The organism is Legionella parisiensis, assembly GCF_001467945.1.
Lineage (GTDB): Bacteria > Pseudomonadota > Gammaproteobacteria > Legionellales > Legionellaceae > Legionella > Legionella parisiensis.
Map to the genome: position 1 here is coordinate 1,887,880 of NZ_LNYQ01000013.1, position 15,505 is coordinate 1,903,384.

The window sequence follows — 15,505 nt, forward strand, 5'->3', positions numbered from 1 at the left end:
ATCATGCAAATCAAACAACAAATGCTTGCCCAGCAAGTGCAAAAGAAAATTGCCCCACTTTATATAATTATCGGACAAGATAATTACTTACTCGAAGAATCTTTAGCGATCATAAAGTCGGCCATCCAAAGAAGTTATAACTATGATGAGCAAATCATATCCATCCAGTCAGCAGAAGATTGGAATACAGTAAAGGACGAAGCAAACAGTTACTCCTTATTTTCAGATACTGTACTCTTAAATATTTTTTATGATAAGAAATCCCTAGATGCTACAGGAAAGAAAATACTCACTGAATACCTTAACTTGATTAATTCGCGTTGTTTCATTGTTATTAGAGCACCCAATGTACCTGCAAAACAATTACAGTGGATATCTTCTCATGAGCACGCGGCACTTATTCTATCCTATCCACTTAATCCAGAAGCACTAAAAAGTTGGATAGTGATGCAATTAAAGAAAAATTTCATGAATTATGATCCACTAGTTCCCGATTTAATTCACCAATATACGCAGGGAAATATGCTGGCCTGTGCCCAAGTGATTGAAAAAGTAGCATTGTCTTATACTCCTAACAGTAAAATTGAGACACAACACGTATTAGAGCATTTATCCAATCAATGTGACCATGATCTTTTTGAGTTAGTCGATGCATGTCTTCTTGGCCAAGGGGATAAGGCCATTCAGATTCTACGTCATGCAGCAAATAATAAGACAGAAGCAACTTTAGTCTTATGGATGCTCAGTCAGGAAATAAGATTAATCACACAATTGTCTTATTTGATAGAAAAGAAAATTGATATTCAAAACGCATGTAGTCAATTAAAAATTTGGCCTCAACGTGTCAATCTCTATAAGATATGTTGTAATCGATTCAATCAAGTAATACTGCAGCAGCTCCATCAATACTGTTACTCCATCGATGAACGCATTAAATCGAATAGTTCATACACTCAAGTATGGAGCTCTCTGGAAAACGTAACTCTTTCACTTTGTATGGGGAAATTAATAGGTGACACATGCACAGCATAGCTATTTTTGGCGGTACCTTTGATCCCATACATAATGGTCATTTACAGGCCAGTAAATTCATACAAACACATATTAAGTTTGACTCCTATATTTTTCTCCCTTGTAAGACACCAGCTATAAAGCCACCAACGTTAGCTAACAATGAACAAAGAGTAGACATGTTAAAGTTGGCAATTAAAGAGATACCTGACTTTAAACTTGATTTACGAGAGATTAAACGGGATACCCCCTCTTATATGGTTGAAACTTTAGGAAGCTTTAGGCTGGAGTACCCTCAATCATCTATAACTTTGATTATTGGATATGATGCCTTCCTCTCATTGCCACGTTGGCATCAGTGGGAGAAAATCATTACATTAGCGAATTTACTGATAATAAATAGAAATGAATTTATTAGGCAAGCTATCCCAGAAATTATGCAAGAGTTTTTGGAAAAGTATCAAACTAAGAGTAAAGTAAAACTCTTAAACACCCAAGCTGGAAATGTTTTTTTATTTGATGCAGGTAATTATAATATTTCTTCCACTTCCATTCGCGAAGAAATACAGAAGGGAGCTGATGTTACAAACAAGCTCCCTCTCACCGTCTATAAATACATTAAGAATCAGGGGTTATATCAATAAAATTAAAAGACTCATTTGCTGATACCGTTTGCTTTGCTTTATTAATTAAACCGGGTAAAGAGCCGGAAATCCAGCTTATAACTGGTAAAAGCTGATTATACACTCTGGAACCTTGTACGTATTGCTGATAAGGCAAAGAGGTCATGCTGAGTATTGAGAAGATAAGAGAAAGAATGAAAACACCACGGGAAAAGCCAAAAATACCGCCTAAAACTTTGTCCATAGCGCCCAAACCGCTTCCCCTTAAAAAGAGGCCAAGTATCGCATTAGCTATACCCCCAGCGATTAAAACACCAAGTACAACAATAACAAAACCTATTATTGTCCGAATTGATTGATCTTGTATATAAGGTTGCAGATAGGGATTAAGGCTTCCTGAGTAGTGATAGCCTGCCCATACCGCTAATATCCATACTCCCAAAGCAATAGCTTCTTTAATAAATCCTCTTAACAAGCCAGTAATCGAGGATAAGCCAATTATTATTATAAAAATTAAATCAACCCATTGAAATTGCATGGCTAGCTAACTCCAGTATTGACTATAAAACCATTCAACTGCATAGCACTTGCCAATTGAATTTTCAACTTCATTACATCGCTTTTAACGGGTGAATGCCCCGCATAAACCTTATAAACAGGCCCCTGTCTTCCAGCAGTTTTGATATAACTTGCTTTATATCCTTTGCCACGTAATTTACTAACCAAGGATTGGGCATTGTCCAACTTTGAAAATGAGGCCAATTGGACTGCATACATATTTCTTTTGTAATTTTTACTGTTGATATTTGTATTTACTTGAGCAATTACCGGTTTTTTAATCGTTTTAGGACTCACTTTTGCAACCGGTTTAGAGACTTTAACTGGTTTAGCAGGTACCGTTACAGCAGCCACTTTTACTTGCTTTTTAACTACATTTTGTGCTGCGTTACTTAACGCTAACTCAATTGGTTTAGCTACAGTATCTGCCTTAGATGCCTCTACTTTTGCAACAGAAACAGCTTCATTATGAGCTACTTGAACGGATTGAATGAGGTCCTCTTGTCCTGGACTTGATTTTTTTTGCTCTACAGTGGAGGGTATTTCAATCCTAGCCACCTTTATGGTTTTAAACATCTCCTTTTCATCAGTTATCGCTACATTAGGAGTTGCAGGTTTAGGAGGTAACTGGACCTTTACACTAAAATTATTTTCAAGACGTTTGCTTGATTTCTTCATCATCGCAGGCAGAAAAATTGCACCTAACGATAAAACTACAGCGACACCAACTAAACGATGTTTTAGCTTTTCATCAATTACTAATTTCATTGAATCTCCTATTTGCCATAACATGACTCACAGTAAAAAAAGACCCATAAACAACAATCAAGTCACCAGGTTTAGCTTGCTTCAATGCAGCTTCAAAAGCTGTAAGAGGGTTATTATAGCAAGTTTCTACAGGAATTTCTGCATTCTTAAAAAAACTGAGCAACAAATTTCCAGTAGCAGCACGTTTATTATCCAATTGTGCAGGATACCACCGATCAACACAATCCTTCAAAGGCATTATCAGGTTAAAAATATCTTTATCTTTCAAAGCAGAAAAAACAGCATGAATTTTTGTTTTTTTCATCATACACAAAGTATCTGCGAGTAATCTTACCGATTGGGGGTTATGAGACACATCTAATAGAGTGCTCACCCTGCCTTCAACCAATTGCAAACGACCAGGAATATAAATACGTTGCATGGCAACTTCAATATGGGGAGGTGCCACTGGCAGATAATGTTCAAGTAAAACACTAGCAGTAATTGCAGCTGCAGCTGATCTCAGCTGTATTGAAGGCTTAGACAATCCAGATACAGAGAAAAGCCCTAGTTTTTCCTTATAATGAAGATTCCAAACAGAATCTTCTTCTTGGATGAAAAATTCTTTGCCATACACATAGGCAGGAGCACCAAGTTGTTTCGCTACCTGAGTAACCGATGCAGGTGGATTAAAATCAGCATAGATGAACGGTTTACCAGAACGCAAAACACCCGCTTTCTCATAGCCAATGGCATCAAGTGTATTCCCCAAGTACTCCTGATGGTCAAAATCTATGGTAGTAATTATGGATAATTCTGCATCCACAATATTGGTAGCGTCCAACCGACCACCTAATCCCACTTCAAGAATAACAATATCCAACTCCATTTTCTTGAAATACCACAAGGCAGCCAATGTAGTCATTTCAAAATAAGTTAAAAGAGTTTCTCCACGAGCTTCTTCGATAATACTAAAGGCCTGACATAAGTCATCATCAGAAATAGGGGTTAAATTTACACGAATACGTTCATTAAACTGGATAAGATGAGGTGAGGTATAAGCACCCACTTTATATCCAGCAACATGATAAATCATTTCGAGAGCAGTTACTGTTGAACCTTTTCCATTAGTACCTGCTACAGTAATAACAGGACAATCTGGAAGTTGCAAAAATAATTTTTGAGCAACCTCCATAATACGCGTTAAACCAAGTTGTATTTCATGAGTACTTCTAGTTTCTAGATCATGTAACCATTCGTTAATAGACTTATTTCGAAGCGCTGTCGGAGTGGAGAGTTGCTTCGTACCTTCTTGCATTTCTCTTTCTACAACATGCTTCGTAAGAGGCCTAATAGGATACTGCTTTGGCAACTGAATCTCCTACACTTTTGCGTGTTAATTTAGCTATCAATTCAGCAACAACTGGACGTATATCTTTTCGTCCGAGAATCATGTCGATATGTCCATGTTCTAACAAAAATTCGCTACGCTGAAAGCCTTCCGGTAAAGTTTGTCTTACAGTTTGCTCAATAACTCTTGGCCCAGCAAAACCAATTAACGCATTAGGCTCAGCAATAATCACATCACCTAAACTTGCAAAACTTGCAGACACCCCGCCCATGGTTGGATCAGTCAAAACGACAATAAAAGGTAAACCTGTTTCAGCAAATAGAGCAAGAGCAGCTGAAGTTTTGGCCATCTGCATTAAAGAAAAAAGTCCTTCTTGCATCCGTGCGCCACCACTTGCAGTAAAACAAATATAAGGTCTTTGCTCTTTTGTTGCTATTTGAATTGCGCGAACAAACTTCTCTCCTACTGTAGCTCCCATGGAGCCACCCATAAAACTGAACTCAAAGGAGCCAACAACCACAGGTTGTTGCAATAGCGTACCTTTGACAATGATCAAAGCTTCCTTCTCACCTGTTGCTTTTTGAGCTTGTGAGATCCTGTCTTTATATTTTTTTGAGTCCCTAAACTTCAATCGATCTTGAGGCTCTAATGATCCAGCAATCTCTTCCTGGCCGCCCTCATCAAGAAATTGTTGAATTCGAACCCGTGCAGATATCCGGTGATGAAAATTACAGGAGGGGCAGACCATTAAATTTTTTTCTAATTCAGTACTATAGAGAACTTCGTTACAGCCTGAACATTTAAGCCATAAGCCTTCAGGAACTCCTTTTTTTTTGGAGGAACTCGTACTAACTCTTGAAGGCAATAGTTTTTTAAACCAACTCATAATTGGAACCCAAAATTATAGAATCGTAATATTATACACAGAAAAAAATATTCTTAAATGCACATTAAAACAGATTAGAGCTTTTCTTGATGCGTAAATTTGTCTGTTCTTTAATATACAGCCTGCATGTAGTAGTTATAAGAACCCATACGTTTCGTTTCACTAAGACTCACCTCGCGCTACATGCTTTTAGATCAAAAGTAAAATATGGTGAAAATCAGAAAACAAAAACAGAGTGCTCAAAAAATATAACTCATTAATTTTAATAAATAAAATTCAAACATTTTTGAAAAAAAATGAGTATGCGCCTAAAGTTTTTTGCCATATGTCCGATAACCATTGTGCGTACGGTAAGTTTGCTTTTAAAAGGAATTTGCCAATTTACAAATGTCCCAAACCAGGGATTTAGGTCTGAGGAGACTATAACTATGGCTCAAATTATTAATACTAACGTACCCTCGTTAATTGCTCAGCGTAACTTATCTAAATCAAGTAACGCGATGGCTACTGCGATACAGAGATTATCATCTGGTCTAAAAATTAATAGTGCAAAAGATGATGCCGCAGGGCTGGCAATTGCAACAAATATGACATCACAGATTCGCGGTATGGACCAAGCAGTGAAAAACGCCAATGACGGTATTTCACTAGCACAGGTTGCTGAAGGTGCGATGCAAGAGTCAACTAACCTTTTACAACGTATGAGGGAGTTGGCGCTTCAATCTGCAAACGGAACTTATAGCCAATCAAACCGTCAAGCTTTGCAGAATGAAGTCAATAACCTTTTGAGTGAAATGGATCACATAGCTACGAGTACGCAATTCAACGGGCAAAGCATTTTGAATGGTTCATATACTAATGCTTCTCTGCAAATTGGCTCTAATGCAGGGGAAACACTATCGTTTTCGATAAACAGTATTTCCTCCTCAACAATAGGTAGTATTGCTTATCAACAAGGAACCGAGGTAAGTGCCGCTGCAGCTGCTGATATTACTCTTGCTCTTGGTACTAACCCAGCGGTTAGCGTCAGTTCTTCTGCGAATTATGTGGGAACAGCAACTGGCCAAGATAGCTCATCCGCATATGCTAAAGCAGCTGCAATTAATGCTGCAGGTGTTCCCGGTTTAACTGTAACAGCATCAACTAGTGGCACTCAAACTGTTGGAGCTATAGGTGGAACAGCAGCGGATACTTATAATCTGAGCATTAACGGAGTTGACATATTTACGAACCAAGACGTCTCCACTGCATTAACGAACACTGACCTTATGGATGCAATCAATGCCGTAAGTAGTCAAACAGGAGTTGTGGCATCTCTAAATGGCGGTGACATGACTTTAACTGCAACGGATGGAAGAAACATTGCAGTAACTGAGAGTGGTACCGGATTTACCGCCGGTACTGACGGGCTCACAGTCACAGGCGGTCCATTTGCAGCTACCCTGCGCGGACAACTCACTATGAGTGCTGCACAAACCATTTCTATCGGCGGAACTATAGCTGATATTGGTCTATCAGGTACAATCAGCTTGGATACAAATGGTGTTAATAGTATTGACATCACATCTCAAGATGGCGCAGAGCAAGCTATATTGAGAATCAGTGCTGCCTTAGATAGTGTCACCAATAACCGCGCAGCATTAGGTGCCCTGCAAAATAGACTTGATGCGACTGTAGCTAACCTGCAAAACGTATCTGATAATATGTCTGCTGCACGCAGCCGTATTCAAGATACTGATTATGCGGCAGAAATGGCAAGTTTAACTAAAAACCAAATCTTACAACAAGCAGGAACAGCAATGTTGGCTCAAGCAAATGCGATGCCACAATCTGTTCTGTCCTTGTTAGGATAGTTGTGAACGAAGTAAGAAAAACCGAAATGCGGCATTTGCCGCTTTTCGGCTTATCTATATCCCAATGATTAAGGTATCAATCAAGGGAAAGGAGTAAAAAATGACTATGGAATCGATTCCTCCAGCAAACAATAAATTGCTACAAACTGATTCAGTCAAATTAAAAGATAAAAATATTAAGCCTGTGACTAAATGCGCCACATCGGATCTTAATCTAGATATTGATTCGAAACAGGCTATAGACCATGCTACAGGTCTTTTGCAAACTATAGTCACTGATAAAATCTCAGACAAGATAATACGCAAAATACCTTCAGACGAGTATTTGCACTTACTCAACTTGCTTGATGGGATAATTAGTGGTTCTATAGATAAACATGTTTGATGCAATTTATGGATAAACGTAATTTCATTGAAATTACTAAAATAGATAAGGGAATATTATGGGCCTATCAACTCCAGGCATTGGGTCAGGTTTGGACATTAAAGCAATGGTTGAAAGCATGGTCAAAGCCGATCTCATGCCAGCACAACTGCGACATGATAAAAAGCTTAATTCCGTCACCACTGAGCTGTCTGCTTTTGGGCAATTAAAAAGTGCCATAGCCAACTTTCAAACAGCACTCAATTCCCTATCTAATGCGAGTGAGTTCAATAAAATGAATTTGTCGCTCAGCGAACCTGGGTATATTTCTGCATCGACTACAGAACAAGCAGCTGAAGGCTTATATCAAATAAAAGTGAATCAATTGGCTCAGGCTCAAAGTCTTGCAAGTGGTTATTTCGCTAACAATAGTTCTTCCGTTGGTAACGGGAGCATCACGATAAACTTTGGTACCTACAGCAATGCCAATACAACATTCACCCTAAATACCGAAGTTTCTCCTGTGACAATTAATATCAGCCCAGGAAATGATAGTCTTAGCGCGGTTCGCGATGCCATTAACGCCGAAAATGCAGTTGTTACCGCATCGATAGTACAAGATAGTGTTGGCTCAAGATTAACATTAACTTCTTCTGAAACAGGTGAAAAATACGCGATGCAAATTACAGGTAGTTTAACGGCCATGAATTATGATCCAACAACAAGCAACACCTCATTAAGTCAAACTATGGCAGCCCAAAATAGCCAAGTACAAATTAATGGATTGCTTCTGAGCGAAGGCAATAATCGACTGGAAAATGCGATAACAGGAATTACGCTTGATCTTCAACAAGCTGATCCAGCAACAACAATCACCTTAACCGTGAAAAAAGATATAGCGCATCTCAAGGGTTTAATTAATGATTTCGTCAAAAAATATAATGATTTTATCAGTTTCATCACTGCCTTAACTGGTTTCGATATGGAGACCAGAGCAAGAGGAGTTTTGCAAGGTGACGACAAACTTAGAGATTTAAAAACAAACTTATATCACTTAGCTACTAACCCTCTAACTACTGATGGTCCCATACAAAGTCTTGCTGACCTAGGGATAACCAGTGATAAACATGGACTAATGGAAATCGATCCCGATATGTTGGATGAAGCGATTAATAATAATTACCAAGATATTAGCAATTTATTTGCAAAAAAAATAACTGCTACCGATCCCAATATTAAAATTAATTCAGTGGACACTAAAGTTGGTGCAGGTGCATATGATGTCATTTTAAATGAATATACTCCGGGTACTAGCATTTCAGGTACCATAGGAGGCATTTTAGCCAACTCAACGGATGGGATTACCCTAAAGGGTACCGGTGACTTCAGTACATTATCAATTGATGTTCTGTCCGGGCTCGTTGGGGATAGAGGGCAAATTATTGTCAGTGATGGGCTGGCCTCATTGATTGATGGCTATTTAGATTCATTGATTGGTGAAGATGGTGAAATTGAAGAAAGAATAGATCGTTTAAATACCCAAGCACAACAATTAGATGAAGTGCAAGAACGCATCAATGAGCGTAGCATTACTCTTGAACAAAGATATTATAAACAATGGAATGCCGTGGATCTCTTAATCTCTCAGATGCAAAATACCAGCAATACACTGACTCAAATTTTATCGAATCTACCCAAATTTAAAACTAAGTAATTGGAGCATTATCGATGAAGAATCCTAATCAACAAGTTATAAATCACTATAAAACAATCGAATTAAAAACTCGTATTGATGCTGCTTCCCCTCATGAATTAATTAATTTGTTATTGCAAGGTGCTCGAACTCACATTGCCACAGCTCAAGGGAATATTGATCGAAAGGAAGTTCAAGAAAAAGGAGAGCATATTAGTAAGGCTTTAAGCATTATTGAGGGCTTAAAAACAAGTTTAAACCATGAGCAAGGTGGCAAAATAGCTGAAAACTTGCTCCAAATTTACATACATATTGAATATTTGTTATTAAAAGCAAATCTCAATAACGATAAAGAGTTATTAGCGCAATCCAATACTTTGCTTGCACAAGTCCACGAGGCTTGGCAGAAAGTTTCACCCAGCAGTCCAGAATCTGACTCCTCACTTCCATCCTGACGTTTATCTCGAAACCATCCTGATGCCTGGGTTTGGCACAGCAAAACCCGGGGGTTTCTCCCCTCAATTTACTGAAAAAGTTCATTTGACATGCAGCTCTGGCTTCTCATGAAAGACTTATAACTTATGACTAAGAAACAGGTATTTTGCTGAAAAATCATATGGTTATTAATATGCCTCTTTATGAACTCATAGAATATAAAGTTATTTTTTAAAGTGCCGCTATAAAGACTATAATGGCCCAATTGAGATCATTTATGAGAATTATGATATCAATGCTCGTCTCTATTTGTTTATTGACAATAAGTCAGCTTGCTCTCGCTCACGCGACATATGGTGAAAATTTATGTAATTCACCCGACTATTTTTGTATGAAAATTAAAAATGGCGAAAGCTGGGAAAAACTATTTCCTAATCCCGAGGAACAAGACATGGTAAGACGAATTAATCGTATGAATATTGCGTTACATTCGGGAATGACTATTGCAGTACCCAAAAATATCGACCGCCTGACTATCTATGATGTCTCTCCTTTTCCAAGATATATTGACTCCCAAGGAGAAAAAGCAATCTATGTAAGCCAAAAAAAACTAGCTTGGGCAGCATATGATTATGATGGTGAACTGCTTTGGTGGGGACCTATTTCATCAGGAATAGGTAAATGTCCAAGCGTCATTGGAGGTTGCAACACACCCACTGGTTCATTTCGCGTTATTCGCAAACAAGATATTGATTGTGTGTCCACTGTTTTCCCAAGAAGATCGGATGGCAATGATGGCGGCGCTTTAATGCCTTATTGCATGCATTTTTTTAGAGGTTACGCCTTACATGGTAGTTATGAGGTACCAGGATACAGAGCGAGTCACGGTTGTATCAGGATGTTTATTGAGGATGCTCGCTGGCTTAATGAAGAGTTTATCGATCTACCAGGAGGTGGAATGAAAGGAACTCGCGTAGTCATTGATCCTCCTGACTATCCAAACGAAGTAGACAAATAATAGACAAACTGTTAACATTTTACATGATGAAATTTGTATATATGTATGGTAATGTTGCCGGTTGACTTTTTGATTTAAAAAACTGCACTACATGTAACACAAGGCTTAACAAACTGATCTACAAGGCTATTTCCAGTTTTTATTCAAAATGCATGCTTCATGTGTTTCATCAAAATGAAGTTTTTAGAATGTAAAAGCAAAGACAAAGAAAGGACTACATACGCAAATTATTTAATTGAACATGCCAGGATGGCTGGCCCTGGGTGATATCTAAAATCATGACTAAAGAGTGATAATCCTAGAAAAAGCAGTTTAGCGTAACGAGCAAACCAAGGGTACTGAAGATGTCAGATTTTTTTGAAATTTTTCCACGAAACAGTAGTTAGCTCTAAGCTGAGTGAAAAAAATAAAAAAAACGGCAGCTTCGGTGCCATTAGCTTGTGCAGTAGGGAGCAACTGCTTTTTCTAGAGTGGTACAAAATCAATTTCGTATCGATGAATCTGGAGATTTATAAAAGAATGGCACACTACAATACACAGTCCGACTCAGTAGCAAATTTTGGAATACAATCAATAATGCCTTGGATGGTATGGGGCTTAGGTTGCCTATTTTATTTTTACGAATGCCTCTTACAAGTATCACCCAGCGTTATGAGTAACGAATTAATGAGGGATTTCTCGGTTACTAGCCAAACATTAGGAATTTTATCCGGCATCTATTTCTATTCATATGCGGCCATGCAGTTACCTGGCGGTGTGTTAATGGATCATTTCGGTCCACATCGATTGTTAACACTTGCTACAATTGTTTGTGCTGTCAGTACCATTGCGTTTGGAATGACAGATAACTTTTTTATGGCCTGTGTAGCACGTTTAATGATAGGTTTTGGATCGGCATTTGCTGCAGTAGGTACAATGAAGCTCGCAGCGAATTGGTTCCCTGCTCAGCGTTTTGCTTTGCTTACTGGTCTTATGGTTACCATAGGAATGTTAGGCGCGATTGGGGGTGAAGCACCGTTAGCCTTGTTAATTGAGGGCTTTGGATGGCGTCACAGCATGCTCATTATGGGTATTGTCGGTCTTATTCTTGCAGTCTTACTGATTGTCATTGCTAAAGATACTCCTAAAAATTATGAAATATCTCATCACCATTCTATCGAAGAAGAGCCCTTAATTCCGAGTTTATTAACATTGATAAAAAACAGACAACTTTGGCTAGTGGCCTGCTATGGTGGTTTGATGTACATGGCAACCCCAGTTTTTTGTGGTCTCTGGGGCGTTCCTTTTTTGATGACTAAGATGACGATCACTAAAACAACAGCTGCAAATTATATTTCCTTAGTTTTTATCGGTTGGGCAATTGCCAGCCCCTTGTGGGGAATTTTTTCTAATCGTATTGGTTTGCGCAAACCACCTATGTACATAGGATGTGTCGGCGCACTTATATGCTCCACAATTTTTATTTTTGCCCCAATTAATAGCGCAATCTATATGGAAATTATGTTATTTGCATTCGGTATTTTCTCAGCAGGTTTTTTACCCGCATTTTCTGTAGCCAAAGAGTTATGCAACAAAAGATACGTCGCTACAGGTTTAAGCTTTATGAACATGATGAATATGGTAGGTATTGCGCTGGCACAACCTCTCATAGGCTATGTTCTTGACAAACTGTGGCAAGGCGAGATGAATGGAAACGTTCGACTATATCCGTTAGAAGCTTACCATACTGGACTTGCAATTCTTCCTCTAGGAATGCTTGTTGCCTTAATTATTTTGCCCAAAATTAAAGAAACTTATTGCCAAAGTGTGCATTAATGAAATAATACGGAGCTTCCTAGGATATAATTGGCCTGGGTGGAAAGCCGAATTCAGATTTACCTGATACGGATGAAACTTTCACTCAGGCTACACATTTTTAAAGTAGATTTGATATGGCTAAAAAATTATACATTAAAACCAACGGCTGCCAGATGAATGAATACGACTCAACTAAAATGGCAGAAGTTTTGTTGCAATCACATGGCTTGGTCAAAACGGAAGACGTTGAAGAGGCAGATGTGATCTTACTCAATACGTGTTCTATTCGTGAAAAAGCACAAGAAAAAGTTTTTTCTCAATTAGGGCAATGGCGTGAATATAAAGCTAAAAATCCTCATGTAGTTATTGGTGTAGGCGGCTGTGTTGCAAGTCAAGAAGGTGAAGATATTATTAAAAGGGCCCCCTTTGTCGATATCGTTTTTGGGCCGCAAACATTACACCGACTTCCAACATTGCTTAATGAGCGAATGGAAAAGAAAAAGCCTGTTGTTGATATCAGTTTCCCAGAAATTGAAAAATTTGATCATCTGCCAGCACCAAAAGCTGAAGGCCCCACAGCATTTGTTTCTATTATGGAAGGCTGCAGCAAATACTGCAGTTTTTGTGTTGTGCCCTATACTCGCGGCACAGAAATTAGTCGTCCTTTTGATGATGTACTTGCTGAGTGTTATCAATTGGCAATACAAGGCGTCAGAGAAATCAATTTATTGGGACAAAATGTTAATGATTATCGTGGTATGATGGAAAATGGTGATATCGCTGACCTTGCACTTTTAATTCATTATCTTGCTGCGATAGAAGGTATAGGCAGAATTCGCTTTACTACATCCCATCCTTTGGCGTTCTCAGATAATTTAATTAATGCCTATGCAGAAGTACCTGAGTTGGCAAATCATCTCCATCTACCTGTACAAAGCGGTTCTGATCGCATTTTAGGGTTGATGAAGCGTGGTTATACTGCTTTAGAGTTCAAATCCAAGATCAGAAAACTACGTAAAGTGCGCCCGGACATTCGTTTATCGACAGACATCATTGTTGGTTTTCCAGGAGAAACAGATAAAGATTTTCAAGACACTATGGATTTGGTTCATGAAATAGGTTTCGATACCTCATTTAGCTTTATTTACAGTCCACGACCAGGTACTCCAGCTGCGAATTTACCAGATGACACCCCTCTGGAAGTAAAAAAGCAAAGGCTGCAGATATTACAAAACAGATTGGTATTGCAAGCCTCTCGATACAGTCAATCTATGGTCGGAAGCACGCAGAAAATATTAGTTACTGGGCACTCTAAAAAAGACTCCCAACAACTGTCTGGTCGTACTGAATGCAATCGTGTGGTGAATTTTGATGCTCCTGCTCATTTGATAGGACAATTCGTCGATGTTCAAATCAATGATGCATTGCCTAACTCGTTACGAGGGCGCATGACAGCTGAGACTGAAGCAATTTGATGATAGAACATATCCACAAACAATTAATTGTTCCACGCGAGCATCACAACCAACGTATTGACAGTGTGCTCGCCTGTTTACTTCCCGACTACTCACGCTCACAAATCAGCAGTTGGATTAAAAAAGGCACAATAACGCTTAATCAAAAGCCATGTAAACCTAAAGACAAAGCTTTAGATGGGGATTTGATTGAGATTAATGTTGATTTTACTTTAATGGAAAAAGATTTTAATTATTGTATTCCTGAAGAAATTCCCTTAAATATCGTTTATGAAGATGAAGACATTTTAGTCCTCAACAAACCTGCAAACATGGTCGTTCATCCTGGAGCAGGAAATAAAGAGCACACATTAGTCAATGCATTGTTGCATCATGCACCATCCTTATATCATTTACCCAGAGCGGGCATTATTCATCGATTAGATAAAGATACAACAGGCTTATTAGTCGTAGCAAAAACACTACCAGCGCATACTTCATTAATACGTCAGATGCAAGCTCGTGAAATTCAACGTCATTACATTACTTTGGTACAAGGCCATATAATTTCTGGCGGTACGATTGATACTGGTTTTGGACGAAACCCACGAAATCGATTAAAAATGGCAGTCCAAGAGCAAGGAAGGCAAGCAATAACTCATTATTCAGTAAAAAAACAATATCAGGATTTTACTTTATTAGACGTTAAGCTAATGACCGGGCGAACTCATCAAATTAGAGTTCACTTGGCCCACATCCATCACCCAGTGGTTGGCGATCCGCTTTATGGAGGACGTATGCGATTCCCAGCTCAAGCTACGGAGCAATTGCGCGCCCTACTCCAAAACTTTAAAAGACAAGCGCTGCATGCATGCATGCTCTCATTTTATCATCCCAAAACAGAAAGTGAGTTGACGTTCAAGGCTCCGACACCTGATGATTTTAAACTTCTTCTTAACATATTGGACGAACATTATGAAGACTAATCTAGCCAATTGGCCTGCACCAAAAAATGTCACAGCCCTGAGTACAACTCGTTTATCCGGATATAGCCAAGCCCCTTATGACAGCAATAACATGGGCTTGAATGTAGGTGACAATGATCACCACGTACTGCAAAACAGACAACAACTCGAGGAATTGTTACAATTACCTGGCAAGCCACAATGGTTACATCAAACACATGGGACTCATTGTGTTATTGCAGAAGAAGATCCAAACAGAAATGCGGATGCTTCTATAACCCGTTCAATGAAACACCCCTTAGCGATTCTTACTGCTGATTGCTTACCTATTATGCTCTGTAATGTGCAAGGCACAGAGATTGCAGCAATTCATGCTGGTTGGAAGGGATTGGCTTATGGTATCATTGAAAAAACACTCGATAAAATGGTGAGTTCAGAATCTGACGTACTAGCCTGGATCGGCCCCTCAATTTGTCAAAAATGTTATGAAGTTGGAGAAGAAGTATATCAAGCTTTTACCGATACATACCCTTTAAGTAAGCAGGCATTTAAACCCGTTAATGGAAAATGGCTGGCTAATTTGCCCCTAATTGCTGAAATTGTTTTGAACTTGAAAGGCATAAAAGCCGTTTATCAGTGTGGTTTATGTACTTTTGAGTTAAAAAATGAGTTGTATTCCTATCGAAGAACGTCACAAACAGGTAGAATAGCTACCTTAATTTGGTTTAATGATCAACCTCAGGATTAATA

General features: G+C 38.7%; 15 protein-coding genes. 11 read left to right on the forward strand and 4 right to left on the reverse strand.

The genetic code is table 11. From position 1 onward, the window contains the following. The first annotated feature begins 3 nt into the window (after positions 1–3). Both holA and nadD read left to right on the forward strand, forming a co-directional pair. A complete protein-coding gene (gene holA / locus Lpar_RS14445) occupies positions 4–1,032 on the forward strand; it encodes a DNA polymerase III subunit delta (RefSeq protein WP_058518585.1) in 1,029 nt (342 codons plus the stop codon). Continuing rightward, positions 1,020–1,655: a nicotinate-nucleotide adenylyltransferase gene (gene nadD, locus Lpar_RS14450; protein ID WP_058518586.1), complete on the forward strand. Its 636-nt coding sequence runs from the start codon at positions 1,020–1,022 to the stop codon at positions 1,653–1,655. The genes holA and nadD overlap by 13 nt, the downstream gene beginning before the upstream one ends. Here the strand turns inward: nadD and Lpar_RS14455 are convergent. Genes Lpar_RS14455 through accD form a run of 4 tightly spaced genes read right to left on the reverse strand, consistent with a single transcriptional unit; the run spans position 1,630 to position 5,176 of the window. Then, positions 1,630–2,172, reverse strand: a complete 543-nt coding sequence (locus Lpar_RS14455) for a CvpA family protein (protein WP_058518587.1) — start codon at positions 2,170–2,172, stop codon at positions 1,630–1,632. The genes nadD and Lpar_RS14455 overlap by 26 nt on opposite strands. Before the next feature lie 2 nt (positions 2,173–2,174). After that, the gene (locus Lpar_RS14460; RefSeq protein WP_058518588.1) at positions 2,175–2,960 is read right to left on the reverse strand and encodes an SPOR domain-containing protein; all 786 of its coding nucleotides are present in this window, start codon (positions 2,958–2,960) and stop codon (positions 2,175–2,177) included. Beyond that, positions 2,944–4,257 carry a bifunctional tetrahydrofolate synthase/dihydrofolate synthase gene (gene folC / locus Lpar_RS14465; protein WP_058519290.1) on the reverse strand — a complete coding sequence of 438 codons (1,314 nt, stop codon included), beginning with the start codon at positions 4,255–4,257 and terminating at the stop codon, positions 2,944–2,946. Before folC ends, Lpar_RS14460 begins: the two co-directional genes overlap by 17 nt. A gap of 31 nt (positions 4,258–4,288) precedes the next feature. After that, complete coding sequence (gene accD, locus Lpar_RS14470; RefSeq protein WP_058518589.1) at positions 4,289–5,176, reverse strand: acetyl-CoA carboxylase, carboxyltransferase subunit beta; 888 nt, start codon at positions 5,174–5,176, stop codon at positions 4,289–4,291. A 428-nt stretch (positions 5,177–5,604) separates the two neighbouring features. Between accD and Lpar_RS14475 the strand changes: the two genes are divergently transcribed. The 9 genes from Lpar_RS14475 (at position 5,605) to pgeF (ending at position 15,503) form a co-directional block, all read left to right on the forward strand. Continuing rightward, on the forward strand, positions 5,605–7,029 hold the full coding sequence (locus Lpar_RS14475) for a flagellin N-terminal helical domain-containing protein (protein WP_058518590.1): 1,425 nt from the start codon (positions 5,605–5,607) through the stop codon (positions 7,027–7,029). A gap of 100 nt (positions 7,030–7,129) precedes the next feature. Further along, positions 7,130–7,414 carry a flagellar protein FlaG gene (locus Lpar_RS14480; RefSeq protein WP_058518591.1) on the forward strand — a complete coding sequence of 95 codons (285 nt, stop codon included), beginning with the start codon at positions 7,130–7,132 and terminating at the stop codon, positions 7,412–7,414. A gap of 58 nt (positions 7,415–7,472) precedes the next feature. Next, positions 7,473–9,107 (forward strand): flagellar filament capping protein FliD, encoded by a 1,635-nt coding sequence (fliD, locus tag Lpar_RS14485; protein ID WP_058518592.1) that lies wholly within the window; start codon positions 7,473–7,475, stop codon positions 9,105–9,107. Positions 9,108–9,121: 14 nt separating this feature from the next. Further along, positions 9,122–9,541 carry a flagellar export chaperone FliS gene (gene fliS, locus Lpar_RS14490; RefSeq protein ID WP_058518593.1) on the forward strand — a complete coding sequence of 140 codons (420 nt, stop codon included), beginning with the start codon at positions 9,122–9,124 and terminating at the stop codon, positions 9,539–9,541. Positions 9,542–9,798: 257 nt separating this feature from the next. Beyond that, on the forward strand, positions 9,799–10,539 hold the full coding sequence (locus tag Lpar_RS14495) for a L,D-transpeptidase (RefSeq protein WP_172465764.1): 741 nt from the start codon (positions 9,799–9,801) through the stop codon (positions 10,537–10,539). Positions 10,540–11,058: 519 nt separating this feature from the next. Further along, positions 11,059–12,354: an MFS transporter gene (locus Lpar_RS14500; protein ID WP_058518595.1), complete on the forward strand. Its 1,296-nt coding sequence runs from the start codon at positions 11,059–11,061 to the stop codon at positions 12,352–12,354. A gap of 116 nt (positions 12,355–12,470) precedes the next feature. After that, entirely contained in the window at positions 12,471–13,811 is a 1,341-nt protein-coding gene (gene miaB / locus Lpar_RS14505) for a tRNA (N6-isopentenyl adenosine(37)-C2)-methylthiotransferase MiaB (RefSeq protein WP_058518596.1), read from the forward strand. Continuing rightward, complete coding sequence (rluD, locus tag Lpar_RS14510) at positions 13,811–14,776, forward strand: 23S rRNA pseudouridine(1911/1915/1917) synthase RluD (protein ID WP_058518597.1); 966 nt, start codon at positions 13,811–13,813, stop codon at positions 14,774–14,776. The genes miaB and rluD overlap by 1 nt, the downstream gene beginning before the upstream one ends. Beyond that, positions 14,766–15,503 carry a peptidoglycan editing factor PgeF gene (gene pgeF, locus Lpar_RS14515; protein WP_058518598.1) on the forward strand — a complete coding sequence of 246 codons (738 nt, stop codon included), beginning with the start codon at positions 14,766–14,768 and terminating at the stop codon, positions 15,501–15,503. The genes rluD and pgeF overlap by 11 nt, the downstream gene beginning before the upstream one ends. The last annotated feature ends 2 nt before the right edge of the window (positions 15,504–15,505 follow it).